Origin of the sequence: Microcella indica (assembly GCF_013414345.1) — a bacterium.
Taxonomy (GTDB): domain Bacteria; phylum Actinomycetota; class Actinomycetes; order Actinomycetales; family Microbacteriaceae; genus Microcella; species Microcella indica.
The window spans coordinates 1,151,937-1,171,890 of the sequence record NZ_CP058670.1 but is presented as its reverse complement, the minus strand read 5'-3'; the positions used below and the strand labels follow the sequence as shown (position 1 = coordinate 1,171,890).

The 19,954-nt window shown below is 67.7% G+C and carries 14 protein-coding genes, 1 other RNA gene and 2 pseudogenes; 6 read left to right on the top strand and 11 right to left on the bottom strand.

Annotated elements, in window-relative coordinates:
- Window positions 1-13 precede the first annotated feature (13 nt).
- From HUJ41_RS05705 to HUJ41_RS05680, 7 genes are all read right to left on the bottom strand, one after another.
- Window positions 14-1,117, bottom strand: coding sequence for a fatty acid desaturase family protein (locus HUJ41_RS05705; protein WP_179873703.1), 1,104 nt, complete (start codon window positions 1,115-1,117; stop codon window positions 14-16).
- A gap of 155 nt (window positions 1,118-1,272) precedes the next feature.
- Window positions 1,273-1,655, bottom strand: an RNA gene (rnpB, locus tag HUJ41_RS05700) — RNase P RNA component class A.
- A gap of 64 nt (window positions 1,656-1,719) precedes the next feature.
- Complete coding sequence (locus tag HUJ41_RS05695) at window positions 1,720-2,142, bottom strand: reverse transcriptase-like protein (protein ID WP_179873702.1); 423 nt, start codon at window positions 2,140-2,142, stop codon at window positions 1,720-1,722.
- Window positions 2,139-2,879: a zinc ribbon domain-containing protein gene (locus tag HUJ41_RS05690; RefSeq protein WP_179873701.1), complete on the bottom strand. Its 741-nt coding sequence runs from the start codon at window positions 2,877-2,879 to the stop codon at window positions 2,139-2,141. Before HUJ41_RS05690 ends, HUJ41_RS05695 begins: the two co-directional genes overlap by 4 nt.
- Window positions 2,880-2,883: 4 nt before the next feature.
- Complete coding sequence (locus HUJ41_RS05685) at window positions 2,884-3,741, bottom strand: Nif3-like dinuclear metal center hexameric protein (RefSeq protein ID WP_246299338.1); 858 nt, start codon at window positions 3,739-3,741, stop codon at window positions 2,884-2,886.
- Window positions 3,738-6,224: a purine-cytosine permease family protein gene (locus tag HUJ41_RS12755; RefSeq protein WP_246299337.1), complete on the bottom strand. Its 2,487-nt coding sequence runs from the start codon at window positions 6,222-6,224 to the stop codon at window positions 3,738-3,740. Before HUJ41_RS12755 ends, HUJ41_RS05685 begins: the two co-directional genes overlap by 4 nt.
- A gap of 660 nt (window positions 6,225-6,884) precedes the next feature.
- Window positions 6,885-7,775, bottom strand: a complete 891-nt coding sequence (locus tag HUJ41_RS05680) for a DMT family transporter (RefSeq protein WP_179873699.1) — start codon at window positions 7,773-7,775, stop codon at window positions 6,885-6,887.
- Between the two features lie 49 nt (window positions 7,776-7,824).
- Here HUJ41_RS05680 and HUJ41_RS05675 point away from each other — a divergent pair, with 49 nt between their 5' ends.
- Window positions 7,825-8,196, top strand: coding sequence for a hypothetical protein (locus tag HUJ41_RS05675; RefSeq protein WP_179873698.1), 372 nt, complete (start codon window positions 7,825-7,827; stop codon window positions 8,194-8,196).
- A 154-nt stretch (window positions 8,197-8,350) separates the two neighbouring features.
- Here the strand turns inward: HUJ41_RS05675 and HUJ41_RS05670 are convergent.
- Window positions 8,351-9,603, bottom strand: a protein-coding gene (locus HUJ41_RS05670; protein ID WP_179872076.1) for an IS3 family transposase whose coding sequence is annotated in 2 segments (ribosomal slippage) — window positions 8,351-9,321 and window positions 9,321-9,603 — 1,254 coding nt in all. Because the reading frame shifts where the segments join, the coding sequence is not laid out codon by codon here.
- A gap of 72 nt (window positions 9,604-9,675) precedes the next feature.
- Between HUJ41_RS05670 and HUJ41_RS05665 the strand changes: the two genes are divergently transcribed.
- A complete protein-coding gene (locus HUJ41_RS05665) occupies window positions 9,676-11,172 on the top strand; it encodes an IS1182 family transposase (protein WP_179873697.1) in 1,497 nt (498 codons plus the stop codon).
- Window positions 11,173-11,419: 247 nt separating this feature from the next.
- On the opposite strand, the gene HUJ41_RS05660 is transcribed toward HUJ41_RS05665, so the two are convergent.
- Window positions 11,420-12,361, bottom strand: a complete 942-nt coding sequence (locus HUJ41_RS05660; RefSeq protein WP_179873696.1) for a hypothetical protein — start codon at window positions 12,359-12,361, stop codon at window positions 11,420-11,422.
- Between the two features lie 92 nt (window positions 12,362-12,453).
- Here HUJ41_RS05660 and HUJ41_RS12900 point away from each other — a divergent pair, with 92 nt between their 5' ends.
- The 4 genes and pseudogenes from HUJ41_RS12900 (at window position 12,454) to HUJ41_RS05645 (ending at window position 18,253) form a co-directional block, all read left to right on the top strand.
- Window positions 12,454-12,951 (top strand): helix-turn-helix domain-containing protein, encoded by a 498-nt coding sequence (locus HUJ41_RS12900; protein ID WP_348531843.1) that lies wholly within the window; start codon window positions 12,454-12,456, stop codon window positions 12,949-12,951.
- A gap of 276 nt (window positions 12,952-13,227) precedes the next feature.
- Entirely contained in the window at window positions 13,228-14,205 is a 978-nt protein-coding gene (locus HUJ41_RS05655; RefSeq protein WP_179873695.1) for an AAA family ATPase, read from the top strand.
- Window positions 14,205-16,721 (top strand): S8 family peptidase, encoded by a 2,517-nt coding sequence (locus HUJ41_RS05650; RefSeq protein WP_179873694.1) that lies wholly within the window; start codon window positions 14,205-14,207, stop codon window positions 16,719-16,721. Before HUJ41_RS05655 ends, HUJ41_RS05650 begins: the two co-directional genes overlap by 1 nt.
- A 341-nt stretch (window positions 16,722-17,062) precedes the next feature.
- A pseudogene (locus HUJ41_RS05645) lies at window positions 17,063-18,253 on the top strand (IS3 family transposase).
- On the opposite strand, the pseudogene HUJ41_RS05640 reads toward HUJ41_RS05645, so the two are convergent.
- A pseudogene (locus HUJ41_RS05640) lies at window positions 18,225-18,452 on the bottom strand (sulfate permease); the annotation flags it as partial. The pseudogenes HUJ41_RS05645 and HUJ41_RS05640 sit on opposite strands and share 29 nt — an antisense overlap.
- 152 nt (window positions 18,453-18,604) lie before the next feature.
- A complete protein-coding gene (locus HUJ41_RS05635) occupies window positions 18,605-19,897 on the bottom strand; it encodes a TrwC relaxase (RefSeq protein ID WP_179873692.1) in 1,293 nt (430 codons plus the stop codon).
- Window positions 19,898-19,954 lie beyond the last annotated feature (57 nt).

Sequence of the window (19,954 nt, the reverse complement as noted above, 5' to 3'; positions counted from 1 at the left end):
GTCCGCCCGGCCGTCATGTTCGGCGGAAGCGGTTCACCATCGGGCAGTCGAAGGGGTCGCGCGCGGCGAGACCGACCTCGTTGAGATAGCGGATGACGATGCGGTACGACTCGAGGATGCCCGCCTCGGTGTAGGGGATGCCGAGCGTGCGCGAGTGCTCCCGCACGATCTGCGCCGCGTGCCGCAGCGCGGGGCGGGGCATGTTCGGGAAGAGGTGGTGTTCGATCTGGTAGTTGAGGCCACCGAACATCGCCGTCGACCACCATCCGCCGCGCAGGTTGCGCGAGGTCATGACCTGGCGCGTGAGGAAGTCGAGGTCGGTGTCGGCGGGGAGGATCGGCATGCCCTTGTGGTTGGGCGCGAAGGAGGCGCCCATGTAGACGCCGAAGACGGCGAGCTGCACACCGAGGAACGCGAAGGCCATGCCCAGCGGCAGGGCCCAGAAGACAACGGCGATGTAGAGGCTCAAGCGCGCTGTGATGAGCCCGAGCTCGAGGAAGCGACCCTCGACGCGTCCGCGGTCGAAGAGCGTGATGATGGAGCGCAGGTGGAGGTTGATGCCCTCGAGCGTGAGAAGCGGGAAGAACAGATAGCCCTGCTTGCGGGTGATGAGCGCCATCGCGCCCGTCGACTTCGCGGCATCCTCCGGCATGAACGTGATCGTGTCGGGAGCGATGTCGGGGTCGGCGCCCTTCTGGTTGGGCTTCGCGTGGTGACGCGAGTGCTTGTGCATCCACCAGTGGTAGCTGATGCCCACGACGCCAGCGGCGAGGATGCGGCCGAGTCGATCGTTGGCGACACCCGAGGTGAAGATCTGCCGGTGCGAGGCCTCGTGGGTGACGAAGGCGATCTGCGTGAGGACGAGACCGAGGCCTGCCGCGATGAGGAGCTGGTACCAGCTGTCGCCGAGCAGCACGAAGCCCGTGGTGAGGCCGCCGAGCGCGAGGGCGAGACCCGCGAACACCGCGTAGTAGAAGCCACGACGCCGACGCAGCAGACCGCTGTCGCGGACGGTGCGCATGAGGGCGCTGTAGGTGCTCGTGGGCCCCACGGACCCCGGATCCCGCGGAGACGTGCGACGGATGGTGCCGGGCGCGGACGAGGAAGAACTGGTCATGACGGCCTTTGGAGTCGAAACGCGACTTCCCAGCCGACAGAAGAACGGGCGGTTGCCCGGTGGATGCTGTTCACCCTAGGCGCCGAACCTTGGCGTTTCATGCCGCGATCGGCGTGTTGTGCATGCCGATTAGGGCATGTGGGGTGTGCATAGGGCAAGTGGGTCGGCCGATACGCCGGGTTCTGTTCCAGGGATCTCTCCCCTTCGACGGCCATCTCTCTCGGGACTACGTTGCCGCAGCCCTCTAGCGGTCTACCCGACACCTCAGCGAGCAGCTTCATCGGTGCCTGTCTGACCTTGCTCCGGGCGAGGTTTGCCCAGCGCGCCCGATCACTCGGGCCCCTGGTGGTCTCTTACACCACCGTTTCACCCTTACCGTCGGCCGAAGCCGACGGCGGTCTGCTCTCTGTTGCACTGTTCTCGCGGATTTCTCCGGGTGGGTGTTACCCACCGCCCTGCTCTGCGGAGCCCGGACGTTCCTCGGCGGAGTCGTTCCCCTCGCGGGGCGTGCCTCCGACGCGACCGTCTGGCCGGCCCACTTGCGCTCCCAGGCTACCGCGTGCGGGATGCTCGCCGCGGGTATCCTCTCGGTCGTGCACCGCTCAGCGCTCGAACGAGGCCCGAGCGTCCATCGCGTCGTTCGCGCACTTGTCGGCGCGCGAGTTCTGCAGGCGCGGCACCCACTCGAAGCGCACGGGTGTGCCGGAGAGCACCCGCCGCGCTTCGGCGGCGAGCTCGGCCATGGCGGGGTGCTTGATCTTCCAGCGGCCCATCATCTGCTCGACGACGAGCTTGGAGTCCATGCGGATCGTGAGCTCAGCATCCGGAGCGATCGCGAGAGCGCGGCGCACCCCGGCGAGCATTCCCGAGTACTCGGCCACGTTGTTGGTCGCCGTGCCCACCCAGACGCCGACCTCGGCGAGCACCTCGCCGCTTGCCGGATCGATCACGACGGCGCCACCCGCGGCGGGGCCGGGGTTGCCGCGCGAGCCGCCGTCGGCCTCGACGAGCAGCTCTCGCGTCACAGGCCCGACTCCCCGGTGCGCACGAGGATCGCGTTCGAGTCAGGGCACATGACGACGGCGTCGGGAGCCGCGGAGCGCACGGTCTCCAGATCGCTGCCGGTCAGCTCGACCCCGCTCGCGCTCGAGACGCGGGCGCGCAGATGCGAGGCCCCCACGCCGTAGCGCTCGCGCTGCTTCTCGTAGAGGGCCAGAAGATCATCGGGGATGCTCGCCGACAGAGTCTCTCGCTGCGCGAGCACTCCGGCCCGCTCCTCGCGGAGCGCCGCCAGAGCAGCGTCGTACGCCTCCTGCGCGGCGGAGAGACGTGCGGCGTGATCCCGGTGCTGCGATTCGGCAGCCTCGACCGTGAGCTCGAGGACCTCGACGCGCTCCATGACGGCGAGCTGGATCTCCTCCAGGTCGTTCAGCCTCGTGCGCAGCGAGGCGACCTCGTGCTCGAGCCCCTGGATGTCTTTGACGGAGGAGCTCGACTGCAGTCGGTCGGTGTCGCGCGCGATGCGCTTCTCGACCAGGTCGACGTCGGACTCCACACGACCTAGCTCGGTGCGGGAGTCGTCGAGGTCGCCGCGCGCATCGACGAGCGTCGCGCGCACCGACTCGGATTCCGCGGTGATGGCCGTGAGGGTCTCGTGCTCGGGAAGGGTCTTCTCGCGGTGCGCGAGCTGCTGCAGGTGGGTGTCGAGAGCCTGCAGGTCGAGCAGGAGCGCCTGCGTCTCGGGGGGTGCGGTGAGGGCCATGTGACTACTGAACCACAACGAAGTCCCACGGGTCGGTGCGCAGCTCGCTCACGACCACCTCCACACCCGGAAGCGCCGTGCGCAGCTCGGCAGCGGCGGTGTCGAGCCACAGCCACTCGCTCGCCCAGTGGGAGACGTCGATGAGCGCGGGACCCCCGGCGACTCGGGCAGTCTCGAGCGCCTCGCTCGCGGGGTGATGCCGCAGGTCTGAGGTGATGTACACGTCGCTGTCGCGCACGGCCGGCTCGGCGAGCAGGGAGTCGCCCGCTCCCCCGCACAGGGCGATCCTGGCGACGCGGCGGTCGTACTCGCCGCCGACGCGCACGCCCCCCGCCGTCGCCGGCAGCAGCTGCGCGAGCGTGCGTGCGAGCTCGCCGAGGGTCGTCGCCTCGGGAAGGACGCCGGTGCGGCCGAGTCCGGTGACCCCGTGCCCGTCACCGGCGCGCCCGTCGCCGCCATGGCCGTTGCTGGTGGGGCCCTCGGCGATCGCCGCGACCTCGCGCAGCTGCAGGAGCTCCGCGAGTCGCCCGCTCGTGCCCGTCTCGACGATGTCCGCGTTCGTGTGGGCGGCGACGAGGGCGCACTCGCCGCGGATGAGCCGAGCGAGCATCGCGCCCTTCGCCGTCGACTCCGCGACCGTCGTGACGCCGCGCATGAGCAGCGGGTGATGCACGAGCAGGAGGTCGTGGTCGCCCTCGATGGCCTCGTCGACGGTCGCGGCGACAGCATCCACGGCGAGCAGGATGCGCGAGACGCCCGCGGCGGGGTCGCCGCTCAGGAGGCCGGGCGCATCCCACCCTTCAGCGCCACGTGCGGGCCACAGGCTCTCGATCGCGTCGAGCACGTTCTGCAGCGTCGTCACGGGGCGCGCTCCGCAGCGGTGACGATCGTCGAGGTCGTCCCTGTCGCGGTCGCCGCCCCCGCGTTCTCGCCGATGAGGCTCGCCTGCGGCACCGTGGTGCCGGATGCAGCGCGCTCCGCGCGCTGGAGTCGACGCAGGCCCGGGATGCCCGCCACGAGCGGCGTGAGCAGCCCGAGTCCGAGCGCGACCGCGACACCGACGTCGCTCGACACGAGCGCGCCGTCCGCCGGCAGCTCCACGACGCCCCACAGGTAGCCCTGCCATTGCAGCCCCACCACCGTGGCGGTCGTGAATCCCCAGCCGACAGCGGTCGCGACGAGGAGCATGGAGAGGTTGACCCAGCGGATCGCCGGGTAGACGCCGCCGGAGCGAAGGAGCGAGGGCGCGTGGAGGCGGCCCGAACGGGTCGCCGCGCGGAGGCTGACCTCCGCCCCGAAGATGCCCGCCCAGGCCGCGATCGGCACGGCGAGGGTCGTGAGCACATCGCGGAACAGGCTGTCGAGGTCGGTCACGGCGAGCAGCAGCACGGCGAGGAGGGCGCCGGACACGACGACCGTCACGAGGACGGCCATCGGGCGCGGCAGTCGCGCGCCGAGGGCCTGCAGCGCGAACCCGCCCGAGTACAGGGCGAGCGCTGCGGCGGTGATGAGACTCAGCGCGACCGCCGCGATGAGCGGCACCGGGTACCAGAGCGGCAGCAGTCGTGAGATCAGGTCGACCGGGTTCGCCACGAGGCCCTCGGCGATGAACGGGTTCGAGGCGGCGAGCACGGTGCCCCACCCGATGAGCAGGAAGGAGGGGATCGTCGCCCCGAACGTCGCCCACAGCACGGCAGCGGCGCCGCTCGTGCCCTGCGCCTGATAGCGCGCGACGTCGCCGCTGCCGTGCGCCCACGCGAGCCCGACGACGCTGAACACGAGAATCGCACCGGTCGCGAGCAGCGCCCACGGTCCATCCGCGACGGAGAGCGCCAGATCGAGATCGACGTACTCGACCGTGAGGACGATGATGCCCACGACGAGGATGCCCGCGAGCGCGCTCACGACAGCGCTCACGACAGCGATCATGCCGAAACCGAATCCGGCGATGAGCGCCGACAGGATGAGAGCGAGACCCGCGGCGATGAGGGAGAGCTCGAGCCGGCCGAGCGTCGTCACGACCTGCCCGCCGACCAGGATCTCCGCGACACCTGCGGCGAGCATCCAGAGCAGGGCCGACGCCCACAGCGCGCGGCTCACGAGGGCGACGAGTGCCGGCAGGACGTTGCCGGCCGTGCCGAACGTTGCCCGGGAGACGACCATCGTCGGCTGGCCGCTCCATTTGCTCGCGAGAGTGCCGAGACCCAGCGGCAGGAACGACATCGCCACACCGATGAGAGTCGCGAGAATCGCCTGCCGGAGGCTCATGCCGAGCGAGAACACGACCGCGCCCAGGCCGATGCTCACGACGGAGGCGTTGACCGCGAACCACAGCCAGAACAGGCGCACCGAGGCTCCTGCGCGCTGCTCGGCCGGCGTCGGTTCGAGACTCGTCGACTCGACGCGGGCGGCCGGGGGCGTGGCCGGCTCGATCGTGTCCGACCGCAGAGCCGCCTCCGCGGGAGGCACCGTCGTGGCCGTGGCCGCGACGGCAGCTCCCGCGGCGGTCGCCTCGGCGGCTCGGAGTTCCTGGTCAGGCTCGGGCTCGGGCTCGCGCAGCAGGTCCTCGAAGCCGAACGCGGCCGCCGGGTCGGTGTCGCTCGCAGCGGGTTCCTCGAGCGGCGCGTCGTCGACGACGGTGGCGGGCGATGGCTCGCCGAGCGCGCTCTCATCAGTCGTCGGCTCGGCGTTCTCGGCAGCCACGGCTGCGCCGAAGATCGCCTCGAGACTCGTCGGCCCCGTGAGCACCTCAGGGTCGAGCGACCCAGGCGCCGAGGTCTCGGGCTCCACGAGCGGCGGAGGTGCGTCGTCATCAGCAGCGGCCGAGGGGGGTGGCGGCACGTCGGCTGCCGTCGCGCCGAAGGGCGGCGGGGCATCCGCGAGCGCGAGGTCGAGCTCGGGGCCGCTCGGCGGCGCCGAGGCGGACTCCACCGACGCCGGAGCGGCCGGAGACTGCTCCGAGGGCATCGGCTCGGCCTCCGCCGTCGGGGCGGATGCGTGATGCTCCGACTGCGGTTCCTCTGACCGGGAGGGCTCCGGCGGCGCTGGCTCTGTCGGTGCTGGCTCCGTCGGCCCGGGCTCTGCCGGGGCAGGTTCGGGCGCGCGCTGCGGGGCCGCGATGCCGCCGACGATGGGAATCGACCCCGTGAACTGCGCGCGCACCTCGGCGACGAGCGGCTCGGCCGCGGGGCCGGCGGTCTCGCGCACGTGGCGCTCCCACTCCCCCAGACGGGCCACCTCGGCCTCGCGCAGAAGCAGCTGCTGTTCGAGGAGGTCGAGGAGTGCGCTCGTGTCGTGGTCGGGAGCATCGAGGTCTGCGGCGGCGAGAAGCTGCTCGTCCGTCATCGACTCACGGCGCGGCGGAGCGGGGATGCCCGGGGGCGGACCGTCTGACGCTGCGGGCGTTGCGGCTGCGGGCGTTGCGGCTGCGGGCGACGCTGCCGGGGGCTGCGGTGCGGCGGGAGGCAGTGGCTCTGCGGGGACGGCGCGCGAGGGCGAGTAGGCGGGTTCGCTGTGCGGGGCGGTCGCCGCTGGCTCGTCGCTTGGCTGCTCCGCGATCGGAGGGGCAGGCTGAGGCGGTACGGGAGGAGCCGACCACCAGGTCGACGGAGCGGGATGAGACGGCTCAGCCGGTGCCGGCTCAGTCGGCGCGCGATACGCGGGAGGCGGGGGCACGGACTCGACCGGGGATGACTCCACCGGGGATGATTCGACCGGCGCGGGCTCCGAGGGGGGCGGTGCCGGTGTCGCGGGTGCCGCTGCCGGGGAGGCCGGTTCGCGGCCCGTCTCGGGCGTGCTCTCCGTGCGGCGCGGCGGCGGCGTCCACCGACGGAACTCCTGCGCGAGCGCTCCCGCGAGCGCGTCGTCGTCGGTCGCGCTCGCATCGTACTGGGCGTCAGTGGGGGGCGGCGTGTACGTCGAGCGCCGGGGTCCGGGTGGCTCCATCGACGTCGCGTCGTCCTCGGGCGGCTGCTGCTCGTCGACCATGCCCTGATGATAGGGCGGTCACGCCCTCTGTCGCGGGTGACGAGCCGTAGAGAGCACAGTTACTCCGACGAGGATGAGGGCGAGCCCCACCCATCCCGCAGCCTCGAGCCGCTCGCCCACGACGGCGACCGCGAGCAGCGTCGCGACGAGGGGTTCGAGCAGCGTCACGACGGTCACGGTCGAGCTGCGCAACTCGCGCAGGCTGCGAGCGAAGAGCACGTAGGCGAGGAACATCGGGCCCACGGCGAGGTACACCGCGATGCCGGCATTGGCGACCGTGGCGACCAACGGCGCGGCGGTGACGAGCATGACGACGGAGAGCGGCACGGCGGCGAGACCGAACGCCGCTCCCATCGTCGCGCGCCCGCCGTGCCCCGCGCGCACGATGACTCCAGCCGCGTAGGTGAAGAGCGCATAGCCCGCCCCGGCGGCGAGCCCCAGCAGGACGCCGAGCGGCACGGTCGCCGGGTCGACGACAGAGCCCGCGCCGTGACCCCCTCCCACGAGCAGGGCGACCCCCACGAGCGCGACCGCCGTGCTGAGCATCCAGCGCAGCGTCAGCCTCTGTCGGCCGACGCGCCATTCCAGCAGCGCCGCGAAGAGCGGGCCGGAGCCGAGGGAGACGACGTTGCCGATCGCGACGCCCGCGAGATCCATGGCCGCGTAGAAGGTCAGCGGGTAGACCACCATGCCGGCGGCCGCCGCGAGAAGCCAGCCTCGGTGGGAACGGTCGCGCACGACCGCGAGGGAGGACCGCGCGGAGGTCGCGAACAGGAGCGCTCCGCCCAGGGTCATCGTCGTCGCGCCGATCGCGAGTGGGCTGACGCCCCCGGTCAGGAACGTCGCCGAGGTTCCCGTGGTGCCCCACAGCACGGAGGCGAGCACGAGCGCCCCGATCGCTGCCGCCACCGCCCAGCCTCCCCCGCGTGCTCACGGCGGGCCGGGTTATCGTGTGGCCATGACCGAGAGCGAACTTCTCACGCACTGGGCGAGCGCCCGGTGGCACATCATCATCTCGCAGATCGCCCCGACGCTGCTGCTGACGGCGACGGTCGGGATGCTCGCCCTGGGCCTCGGCGACTCCGACCTGCCCGTGCGCCTCGCGGCGGCCGGCATCCTTCTAGCCTCGGGCCTGCTCGGCGCCGCGGCCCAGATCGCCGCGGCCAACGAGGGTCGCGCGGTCGTGACCGAGTTGCGCGCGCTCGAGAGCCGCTCGGCGATCGCCGACCGCATCATCGCGACGTCGCGCGGCATCGAGATCGTGCGCGTCGTCGGGCCCGCGGTGTTCGTGCTCGTCTTCGTCGCGCTGCTCTGGGCGCTGTTCCTCTAGGAGACCGCTGAACAATTCGGGGGTTTAAGGCGCGCCTGCGGACTGGTCCGGGCTGCGGGTTAAGACTTGGTTCATGCAGGGTAGTGACGATGGTCAGCGTCAACTGTTGGATGTTTGAATCCCCCCGGCGTGTTCGGAGAGCGTATTGCTGGTGTCAGCCCGCTTGTTCGAGGGGCTCGGTCAGAGCATATTCGAGCTGCTCCAGTTCGATCGGGGTGAGGTCATCGATCGAACTGTGGATGCGTTCGGTGTTAAACCACTGCACCCAGTCCGCGGTCGCGGCCTCGACCTGATCGACGTTTCGCCAGGGCCCTTCGTGATGGATCAACTCGGTCTTATAGAGTCCGATCTGGGACTCCGCGAGGGAGTTGTCGTAGGCGTCGCCGACGGATCCAACCGAGGGGTCGATGCCTTCCTCGATCAGGCGGTCGGTGAAGGCAATGGACGTATAGACGCTGCCGGCATCGGTGTGATGCGTCAGTCCGGCGAAGTCGGCGACGCCCTCGCGGCGCCTGGTCCAGAACGCCATCTCCAGGCAGTCGAGCACCAGCGGCGTCGTCATTCTCGTCGCCGCCCGCCAGCCCAGGATGCGGCGGGAGTGAACATCGAACACGAACGCGACGTAAACCCATCCGGACCACGACCACACGTAGGTGAAGTCAGCGACCCAGAGTTGGTTCGTGCGGAACCTGGCGAAATGCCGATCGACAAGGTCGGCAGGTCTGGTCTCGCGCGGGTCAGCATCGACCGGATTGGTGCGTTTCCCACGTCGCACGCCAGCGATGCCGAGCTCGCGCATGAGGCGCTCCACCGTGCAACGGGCAATGTCGTGGCCCTCGCGGCGCAGACGCAACCAGAGCTTCCGAGCGCCCAGCACGCGCCGTTGCCGCTGCCAGCAGCCCAGCACGATCGGCTTCCACCGCTCATCGGACACCTGCCGCGCTGAGGGTCGACGCTTGCGGGCGTCATAGTAGGTCGATGGGGCGATCTTCACCTCATGCTGGGTGAGCACGGCGCAGATCGACTCGACACCCCATCGCAGGCCACCATCATTGCGGTCCTTGTGGTCGGTGATGAACGCGACTATCGCTTCGCTGGCCGGTCGAGTTCGGCCGCGAAGAAAGCCGAAGCCGCCTTCAATATCTCGTTCGCCCGCCGCAACTCGGCGTTCTCTCGTTTGAGCTTCTTGATCTCCGCCTGCGCCTCGGTGGTCACCCCCGGCCGTTGGCCGACATCGACCTGCTGCCGCCGAATCCAGGTTCGGACCGTTTCGGGCGAGCCGATGCCGAGCATGCCGGCGACCGCGGTGATCGCGGCGTGCTCGCTGGGATAGTCAGGCCGCACCTCGGCGACCATGCGGACTGCGCGCTCACGAAGCTCGCGCGGATACTTGTTGGGTCGTGCCATGAGACTGATCCTTCCAAGGAATCGAGTCTCCGAACACGCCGGGGGGATTCAGTTCAGTCCTGGGCGGGTCATTTGCTCCCGCGGGGGTCGGTGTTCGCGTTCCTGGCCGCTCACCGGAGGCAACTGTTCCCGGATGACGCGTTCGCGGATCTGTTCCCGTCCGGGCGGGGTCGTCCCTCGATCCCGGCGGATGTGATCGCGTCGGTGTTGGTGTTGCAGACGATTCATAACCTCTCCGATCGGGAGACTGCGGAGGCGGTCACGTTTGATCTGCGCTGGAAAGCGGCCTGTGGGTTCGCGGTGGCCCAGACAGCGTTCCACCCGTCGGTGTTGACGTATTGGCGGCGCCGTCTGGCTGGCAGTGAGCGGCCGCATCGCATCTTCGATGCCGTGGCCGAGGTCATCGCTCAGTCGGGGGCGTTGACCGGTCGACGGCGACGGGCGATCGATTCCACGATCCTCGACGATGCGGTTGCCCGGCAGGACACGGTGACCCAGCTGATCGCGCAGATCCGCCGAGTCGGGCGGGAGGTCCCCGCAACGGCGGAGCTCATCGCGGGCCTGCCCGGGCATGACTACTCCACGCCTGGGAAGCCGGACATTGCCTGGGATGACCCGGCCGCCCGCGATCTGCTCGTCTCAGCGTTGGTGAACGACGCGTTGACGCTGCTGGCGGAGCTCGACGGTGTCGAACTGAGCGAGAAGGAGCAGGAAACGGTGGCGTTGCTGGCACTGGTCGCAGGGCAGGACGTTGAGCCGGCGGAGGATTCCGATGGCACCGATGGGCGGTGGCGGATCGCCCGGAAGGTCGCCCCGGAGCGGATGATCTCAACCGTTGATCCGGACACCCGGCATGCGCACAAGTCGCGGGAGAAGAAGCAGGACGGCTTCAAAGCCCACGTTGTGATCGAGCCGGACACCGGTCTGGTCACCGCTGCCGCCCTCACGAAGGCGTCCGGGGCGGCGAACAGCGACGCGGCCCGCGGGGCGGAGCTGCTCACCGCCGATACCAGCATCGGCGAGGAACCGGTCGACGTGCTGGCCGATTCGGCCTACGGCAGCGGTGAGCTGCTCGACCAGATCGGAACCGCCGGTCACACCGCGATTATCAAGCCGATGCCGCTGGCCCGGGCGGTTCCTGACGGGTTCACCATCGATGACTTCACCGTCGATGACACCGCGGGAACGATGACCTGCCCGGCCGGAGTCACCCGACCGATCGCCGCCAAGGGAACAGTGACCTTCGGCAGCGTCTGCTCCTCCTGTCCGTTGAAGCTTCGATGCACCACGGCGGCGCGAGGACGGAAGATGACCGTGACTGCGCATGACCGGATCAAACGCGAACACCGGGCCCGAGCCGCGGATCCTGGCTTCCAAGCCGATTACCGGCAACACCGGCCAATGGTCGAACGCTCAATCGCGTGGCTCACCCGCGACGCCAGACGCGTGCCGTTCCGTGGCGTCGCGAAGAACAACGCCTGGTGGGTCACCCGCGCCGCCGGAATCAACCTCAAACGACTTCTCAACCTCGGCCTCACCTTCCACAACGGGAACTGGGCGCTCGGATAGAGCCAGCCAGTGCGCCCAATCACGGTCGCAGCTCGGCGGAACCCCCGCCAACAGTGCCGCAACGCCGCCTTCCGGGCAGACAACTATTGGCACGGCAGACCAAGAACCGAGCCACCGACGCCCGCCCAGAGAACCGACACGGCCCAGCCGACCACGGTCAAGACCCCTTGTTCAGCAGTCTCCTAGATCGCGGCAGGCGCGCCGTGCGTCGGCATGCTCGGCCGGGTCTCATCCTGGTGCGGCGCCCTCAGCCTCCGGGCGTGGAGCGGTAGGCCGCGACCATGAGCTCGCCGCGCGCGTCGGCCATGCGATCGACGAGTTCGTCCGCCGCGCGCGCCGAGACCCCCGGCACGACGAGGTCGTGCGGCCCTAGCGCTTGAAGGGGGCGGCAGCGCATCCGGATGACGACCCAGCCCACCTCGGCGAGCAGCCTGTCCTTGCGCCGGTCGACGCGCTCGCGCTCCCCCACGTGCTCGTCGGCCGCGCGCCCGATCGTGTCGAACTCGACGGCGATCGCGAGCTCGGGCAGCACGAGATCTGGCCAGACCTCGAGCTTGCCGAAGAACGGGGTGCGCACCCGCACGGCGTTGGGGCTCAGGTCGACGTCGAGTCGCTCGGACACGAGCATCCGCAGCCGCTCCTGAGCCGATGACGACGCGCGCGACGCCGCCCCGCTGACGAACGCCTCGCCCGGCGCTACCTCCCCCGCCTCCCTCCACAACTCAGGAGTTCGTGCGGCCGGGACGTGCGCGACACGCCGACGTGAGGGGCGAGAACCCTGTATTTCCGCGGCCGAGACCAGGCCGCCCACCTCGCCGACTCCTGAATTGTGGAGGTCGAGGTGCGGGGCGGGGCGCGGGATGCCACGTGGCCACTTGGGCGCGGGCGGCAAGGCGGAGGGGGTCGCGCACACGGGGCACCACGAGCGACGCGAGCGCGCGGGGCGGGCGCGCTGCTCGGCGGGCGTCGCGACGAAGTCGTGCCCGATGCCGCAGACCCACAGCAGCCACACGTCGGCGGCGGGCGGGATCTGGCTCAGCACGAGCTCGTGATTGCGGTCGGGGTGGAACTGATCGACGAGTCTCGGGAAGGCGGCCCAGGCATCCCGGAATTCTCCAATCGGATGCGGCACGTCGCGACCGGTCACCCATTGGCGGCGCGCCCACCACTGCTCCACACTCACCGGCACGCGTCCACGCTAAGCGCGGGCCCCGACATTGCGGCGGCGAACCGTGACGCGAAGGGCGCGGACGGGACCGCGCACGAGCGGGGGTATCGAGGGTGGGCCTTCCCAGGCGATTCTCAAACAAGCGTCCGGCGCTGAAATCGTTGATTCGCCGTGTTCTCAAGGGTACTGATGGGCACGGGCCTCGGACTCGAACCCCGGAAAGGCGCGACACACGGGGCGTGGTCGCGAAAAATCCGGCGAAGTCTCAAACACGATTGACCGCTGAGCGGCGGGCCGAACTCGTCGCCGACTACAAGGCTGGGATACCCGTTCGCACGATAGCCGCAAAGTACGGAGTTCATCGCGGCACGATCCCGAAGTTCGTGCTTGAGTCTGGTGGCGCTCTGCGGACTCCTGGCCTCAGTGAAGCTGGCCGTGTCCACGCAGCTGCTCTCTATGCGGATGGGCTCACCCTGAAGGAGGTCGCCGCGAGGCTTGGTGTTGACGATAAGACGGTTCGCAATGCCGTGGTCCACGAAGGTGGCAGGTTGCGTCCGCAAGGTCGCCGGCCGGCTGACTCACGCGAACATGAAGTAGAACGGCAGGTGTAGTGCGAGGGGCGAGTGCAGGGACCTAAGCCATACAAGGATGGAAGCGAGGGCGAGACCGAGCGCGAGGATTGCCAGAGCGGGGGAAGCCAGTTGGTCGGCTCGGAGCGGTCTGGGATGAACAATGCATGACCGAACCAGAAGATCACCGCGCTCGCAACAACGACCGCCCAGGGCAACAGATACTCGCCGACGGCGCGGCACACGGATGGTCCCCTATGGCTACTCGGTACGATAGATCAGGGATGTCGACTGAACGAACGCAGAGGAGAGTGAAGCATGGCACGTGGAGACCTGCTCTTGGCTCTCGTTCAGTCCGGCGCCGGAGGTGACGACCTCGCCTTCCGACGCGCAGCCGAGGCTATCATCGCCGAGGAAGAGAACAAGAAGCACAACGTGCTTGCCTCGCAACTGACGGACGCGTTGCGCACTCGGCGATCCACCCCGGCTGCCAACGTCACCTCGCTAGCACGGAATGACGCTGTTCGCGGGCTGTTCTACGAGCAGGAACCCGAACGGCGACTGTCAGAGCTGGTTCTTCCCGTCGAGGCCCGCCAAGCAGTGAGTCAGCTCATCGAAGAGCATCACCGCCGTGATCTTCTGCGCAGTCACGGTGTCGAGCCTCGTCATCGCCTCCTGTTCGTCGGGCCGCCCGGCGGCGGTAAGACCTCACTGGCTGAAGCGGTCGCGACTGAGTTGGCCGTTCCATTGTTGAGCGTTCGCTATGAAGGTCTGATCGGCAGCTTCCTCGGTGAGACCGCGTCTCGCATGGAGGCGTTGTTCGACGCGGTGAGAGTCAGGCCGTGCGTGCTCTTCTTCGACGAGTTCGATGTTGTCGCCAAAGAGCGTGGCGACACTCACGAGACCGGCGAGATCAAGCGGGTCGTGAGTTCATTGCTGCTGCAAGTGGACAGGCTTCCGAGTCACGTCATCGTCATTGCAGCCACCAATCATGCCGAGCTCCTGGACCGCGCGGTCTGGCGACGCATGCAACTTCGACTCGACTTGCCGAACCCCACACGAGCCGGAAAGATCGAGTGGCTGCAAGCATGGTCGGCTCGGAACGGGGTGCCCCTGGGGCTCTCTCCGCGGACGATTGCCGACCGTCTCGGCCGGGTCAGCTTCGCCGAGCTCGAAGAGTTCGCCCTGGACGTTCAGAGGCGTTCTATCCTCTCGGGGCCTGAGCCCGACTCGACGACGGTCGTGCAGCAGCTACTCAAGCAGTGGTCCAGTCGCGCCCACGTTAGCGAGGAGTAGTGCCTCCGGAGGATCGGGCCTCGACAGAGCGGCCCGTCATTCTGGGACGAGTTACCTCGCCGCGCACGATTCCAGGGCGACGTGGTGGTGGTGAACGAGCTCGGTTCACCGACCCGGAAGAGCGCTCGCGGCGGATCGATGCACGTTTTGATGAGGCGATAGCCGCGATCGGCGATCAGATTCAGATTTCGAACTCGATCCATGCCGCTGACCCTCAGCTCGTGCTCGTTTTCGAAGCGCTCGATGAGCAGATCGATTTGTCCGCTGTGGCCACCAACCTTGGTATCGAAATCCTCATCGAGGCTGAGAGCGCGATCACGCCCACCGATGAGTTCGAGCTCGTCAGCGAGGAACCAAGGAACCCGTACATCGGTTCGTGCCTGCATGCCGTGTGCACGAATCAGACCGCGTTCGACAATCTGCTTTCGCTCTGGCGGACGTGGAGAGCCACGGAAGGTCTTCCCTACGGATACTCGAAGCTTCGGGACCTCTTCGCCCACTTGAAAGACCTCCGACCGTGGGGGCCGCAAGATCGGCTGCGGGCCATCGACTGGGATGAGTACTTCGCCGGGCACATTGACGATCGCCCACAGAGTATCGAGATCGAATTGTGGTACCGCCGGAGCGATCAGAAGAGGCGACAGAGTCAGCAGGAAGTGACCGCCCTGGTCGAACAGGCCGGTGGTCAGGTCACTGCATCGGCGATCATTGACCAGATCGGCTATCACGGACTCAAGTGCACCGTGCCGAATCAGGTACTGCGCGATCTGGCTTCCGGACACCACGATGCGGTTCGTATAGTCCGCTCCGCAAATGTCATGTATCTGCGCGTGTCGGGGCAAGCCCTCCCGGTAGTCGGCCCACCAACCGAAGCACAAGGGCAGATCGATGGCGACCTGCCCACGGGCGATCCAGTTCTCTGCCTGCTTGATGGAGCCCCCGCGGCCAACCACCCGTTGCTGCGCGGACGCGTGGAGGTTTACGATCCCGACGACCTGCTCGAAAAGGCAACCGTGGATGAACTCCGACACGGCACGTGGATGTCGTCAGTGGCCGTCTGGGGAGACCGCGGCCTCGACGAGTCCCCCGCGGTGCGACCGGTGCTCGTCCGCCCGATCCTGACCCCTGCCGATGATACTGAGAACAGGATCGAAGAGCTCCCGGCCGAGGAACTCGTGCCGGATCTCATGTGGCGGGCGTTCCGGGAACTGTTCGACGGGACAGACGCGCAGCCGGCAGCAGGTGAGACAATCGCGATCGTCAACATCTCGGTGGGTGACCCGGCATCGCCATTCGAAACCATCCTGTCGTCTTGGGCGCGCATCATCGACTGGCTCAGCTATCAGTACGGCGTGCTCATCATCGTCTCAGCGGGAAATCACCAGAGTCTCGTTCTCAGCCCGGCATCCTCGACCGAGATCGCCGCCCTCCAAGGCGATGACCGACGACGGGCGACCCTCGATGCGATCGCCCGCCAACAGAACAAGCGACGACTCCTTGCCCCCGCGGAATCGGTGAACGCGATCAGCGTCGGCGCGATTCATGGCGACGCATCGACAGCCGATCCGCAGGGATATGCCATCGATCCCACCGATGGGCTTCCGGCCATCAGCCCCATATCTCCGACTGGCAGTGGATACCGTCGAAGCGTTAAGCCAGACCTCGCAGCCAACGGTGGTCGCGTGTTCTTTAGGGACGGCATCACCGCGCAGGAAACGATTTCATTCGCTGGTATCTCGGCGCTAGGACCAGGCATCAGGGTTGCGACTCCGAGCCAGTTCCAAGAAACACACATCTCCGGTACGAGCCCGGCTGCGGCACTCGTCGCCAGAAGAGCGGCGCGGCTGCACGACGTTGTCTCCGACATCACCGCCGGGCTGCCCATCAGCGCAAGACAACGAGCGTCTGCTATCAAAGCACTTCTAGTGCACGGAGCAGCAGCCCCGGACCATTCGGAACATGATCCGATCCCTGGTGAGAGTGCCTTCGGTAACGGCGCCGCGATACGCGACTACTCGGATGGCTGCGCTTCGAATGAGGCAGTCGTGCTCTTCATCGGTTCAATCGGCGCGAACGAGGAGCAAGAACTGCTCTTCCCGCTGCCCGATGGCCTCAACGTACGCGAGACCAAACGTATCGAAGCGACCCTCGCTTGGCTCACTCCTGTCAACTGGCAGCATCGGCAGTACCGAAAAGCTGCGTTGTCCTTCGTCAAGCCCGAGGGTGCCATTCCGAGACTCGGAACACCAACCGGACTCAGCTCAGACGCCACTACGCGTGGAGCGACAACCCTGCAACGTCAGTCATGGGAGTTGCAGAGCACATTCGCAACCGGGCAAGGGTCAAACATGACGGTACGCGTCAAATGCTACGAGCAGGCCGGCGGACTACTCGGCGAGAGGGTTGACTTCGCCGTCGCGCTCTCCCTCTGGGTCGCACCTGCACTCAACGTCGACGTGTACAACCAAGTGCGAACTCAGGTTCGTTCCAGAGTCACTATCCAGCCCCAAGGATAAGCATGGCTGTTGCGCAGGCAACTCTGCGTCGAGATTCACCAGAGACCGCGCATTGTCGGCGACTATTGCGGTGCCAGAATCTCTGCGCAACTCCCTGATGAAGTGAGCGAGGCCACGCTTGACCTTCAAGCAGTCTGTTCTGCCAGATCGGTCGTAGCGCGCCGTTGCGCACGCCGGGCAACGCCCTCACGCACGCGGGCGCGGGCGAGCAGGACCAGGCTGACCGGTCCCATCACGATGAATTTCATCGTGTTCCACTGGCCTGACCCCAGATTTTCGGTCCGTTCGTTATGAGAGTCGTCTTGTTGCCCCGCTCGTCGGGGAGGAAGACTGGATTCATCATGACCACGAGAAGGCGCCGGCACACGCCGGAACAGATCGTTCGCAAGCTCGGCATCGCTGACCGTGTCCTGGCCGATGGCGGCGACGTTGCAGCTGCCTGCCGGGAGCTCGGCGTGTCGGAGCAGACCTACTACCGGTGGCGCAACCAATACGGCGGCCTGAAAGCAGAAGACGCGAAACGGCTCAAAGAGCTCGAGAAACAGAACGCGACCTTGAAGCGACTGCTGGCTGAGGCGGAGCTGGAGAAGGCGGCGTTGAAGGAGCTGGCAGAGGGAAACTTTTAGGCCCGGGCAGACGCCGCGCCGCGATCCGTCACTTGCTGAGCGTGTTCGACATCAGTGAGCGGATGGCGTGTCGTCTGGTCGGGCTGAGCAGATCGGCCTGGCGCCGACCCTTGGTCTCGGAGACCTGCGCCGACCCAGACGCTGCATTGCGGACGTGGCTGCGAGCGTGGGCGAAGACTCATCCTCGGCGCGGCTACCGCAACGCCCACGCCGACGCCGTCGGTGAGGGCTGGGTGGTGAACGTCAAGAAGATCCAACGGCTCTGGCGTGAGGAAGGCCTGCGGGTGATCGTGCGTCGTCGCCGCAAACGCGTCGGCGCCTCCACCGCTGAACCTATCCCGGCTGACGCGCCTAACACGGTGTGGGCGGTGGATTTCCAGTTCGATGCCACCGAGAACGGTCGCAACCTGAAGATCGCCTCGATCATCGATGAGCACACCCGCGAATGCGTCGGCGGGCTCGTGGAGCGCTCGATCACCGCCGACCGGCTCGTGGACGAACTGGAGCGCATCGTCGCCCACCGTGGCCTGCCGACTGTGTTGCGGTGCGACAACGGGCCCGAGTTCGTCTCCCAAACCCTCGCCGACTGGGCGAACGACTCGGTGGGGATCTCCTACATTCCGCCGGGCCAGCCGTGGCGCAACGGCTACGTGGAATCGTTCAACTCCCGCATTCGCGACGAGTGTTTGAACCTGAACAGTTTCTACAGCCTGCACCATGCCCGGGTCGTGATCGGCGACTGGAAAAGGGACTACAACCATGGCCGTCGCCACTCCGCGCTCGGCTACCGGACCCCGGCGGCCTATGCTCGGGACTGCACGCATCGAAACCCGTGACGACTCCCAAACGGCGTGGACCGAAACACGGGGTCAGGCCACCACAGGCAGAGCAGGACGAGGAGGTTGAGCCATCCGGGGCCGCCGTCTGCGATGAGGGTGGTGAAGGTGCTCGCGGCCAGGAGGTAGGGCGCGGCGAGGAGTATCGCTGGCACGCCCCATTTCAGGCCTCGCCTTGTGCGGATGGCGTCGAGGAGGATGTTGGTGGGCATGTAACGGCGCAGGAATGCGCGGATGTGGACGCTGAGGGTCCAGAGCTGGCGGATCATGACGGGGTTTCCTCTCACATGCACGACGAAGTGTCGGAGGCGGTGCGTGTGTGAGTGGCCTTGCGGCCTGGCCCGGGGAGCGTCATATCAAGGAGAAATCCGCCTCACCCCAAGGGTACGACGCACCGGCGACATTCGGAAGGGCAACGGGGTCACAGGCCCCGGCTCGCACCTTCACGGCGCACCGTCCGTGCCGGGTCGTCGTGTCCTTCGGCACCAGCGAGGTCGCGGAGCCTTGCGAGAGCGGCTCTCGCTCGTGCGGCGTCGATCTTCTGCGCGTCGTTGTCGGGTGCTGGGCCGAGCGGCGTGCGCGTGGTGATGCCGTAGCGGTCACGATACGCGGCCACGGTTCTCGCCTGCTGTTTCCAGGTCGTCGCGGCTCTCGCCTCAGCCAGCGTGCTTACGAGTGCGAGCGCCCATTCCTGCTGCCCGGTGAGAGCCTGGTCGAGGACAGCCACGGCGCGTTGTTCGATCAGCTCGCGCCGTTCTGTGAGGGCTTTCCGCATCTCGGTACTCATGGGCCCGGTGGCTTCGGGGATGAGGCCGGCGATGAGTCGGGGTGCCTTGCGGGTGCGCCCGGAGCCGGCGGGTTTGGTGGTTGCGCGGGCGAGTCGGTGATGGAGTACGGAGGCGATGTCGTCGGCGTCGCCGAAGCCGCGTGCTGCGACAAGGCGCGGCATGAGGGCGTCGATGCTGTGGTGGTTCGCTTCCGCCCTTCGCAGTTCGGCGGTGAGTGCCCCGAAGGCGTCGGAGTGGATCGTGTCTTCTGCTTCCTCCCGAGTGAGGCCGGATTCGCGGATGAGGGTGGCGAAGCGGTCGTGTTGTGCGGCTTGCGCGATTGTCTCGTACTCGGCCGCGAGCTGCGCCACCGACCCCCAGACCTCTTGTTCGGCGGTGATCGTTTCGTGCGCGGAGAGCTCGGCGCCGACGTGCTGCAGCACCCCGTAGAGCACGCTCCGTGCAGTCGAATCCGGATCATCCGCAGGATGCGGTGAGGTGTGACTGTCGTCGGGGCGGTCGGTGGCGACGTAGGCGAGATTCGCGTGCCGGCCGCGGGTCATCGCGACATACAGGTTCTCCCGCGTCGTAGACGAATCAACAAGAACATGCGAGGTGTCGGTCGTGATTCCTTGCGCCCTATGTGCCGTGACTGCGTATCCCAGATCGATGTGATCGGAGACGTAGTCGGCGGGGAGGATCACGGTGCCGCGACTGTTCGCGCGGCGTGCAGTGAGTGATCCGTCGTCTCGGATGTTGGTGACTATCCAGCGGTCACCATTGCGTACCCACCCTCGCGGGGTGCGGAGCCGGCGGTCGTTCTTGCGGGTGATGATCGTGTCACCCACACCGGCACGCGCGTCGCCTTGGAGGGCGACTTCGCGGCGGGCGTCCACGGTGCCATAAAGGATGAAGTCGGCGCGGGCGCGTTGGTTCAGCGCGTTCACGGAGTCGTTTGAGTCCGAGATCAACACAGTCGCATTTCCGCTGGGTCAAGTCCCTGG

Bases quoted from the DNA above. Each gene is read 5' to 3' on its own strand.
- HUJ41_RS05690 (WP_179873701.1), bottom strand. From the start codon at position 2,879: ATGGCCCTCACCGCACCCCCCGAGACGCAGGCGCTCCTGCTCGACCTG.
- HUJ41_RS05705 (WP_179873703.1), bottom strand. From the start codon at position 1,117: ATGACCAGTTCTTCCTCGTCCGCGCCCGGCACCATCCGTCGCACGTCT.
- HUJ41_RS05655 (WP_179873695.1), top strand. From the start codon at position 13,228: ATGGCACGTGGAGACCTGCTCTTGGCTCTCGTTCAGTCCGGCGCCGGA.
- HUJ41_RS05675 (WP_179873698.1), top strand. From the start codon at position 7,825: ATGACCGAGAGCGAACTTCTCACGCACTGGGCGAGCGCCCGGTGGCAC.
- HUJ41_RS12755 (WP_246299337.1), bottom strand. From the start codon at position 6,224: ATGACGGACGAGCAGCTTCTCGCCGCCGCAGACCTCGATGCTCCCGAC.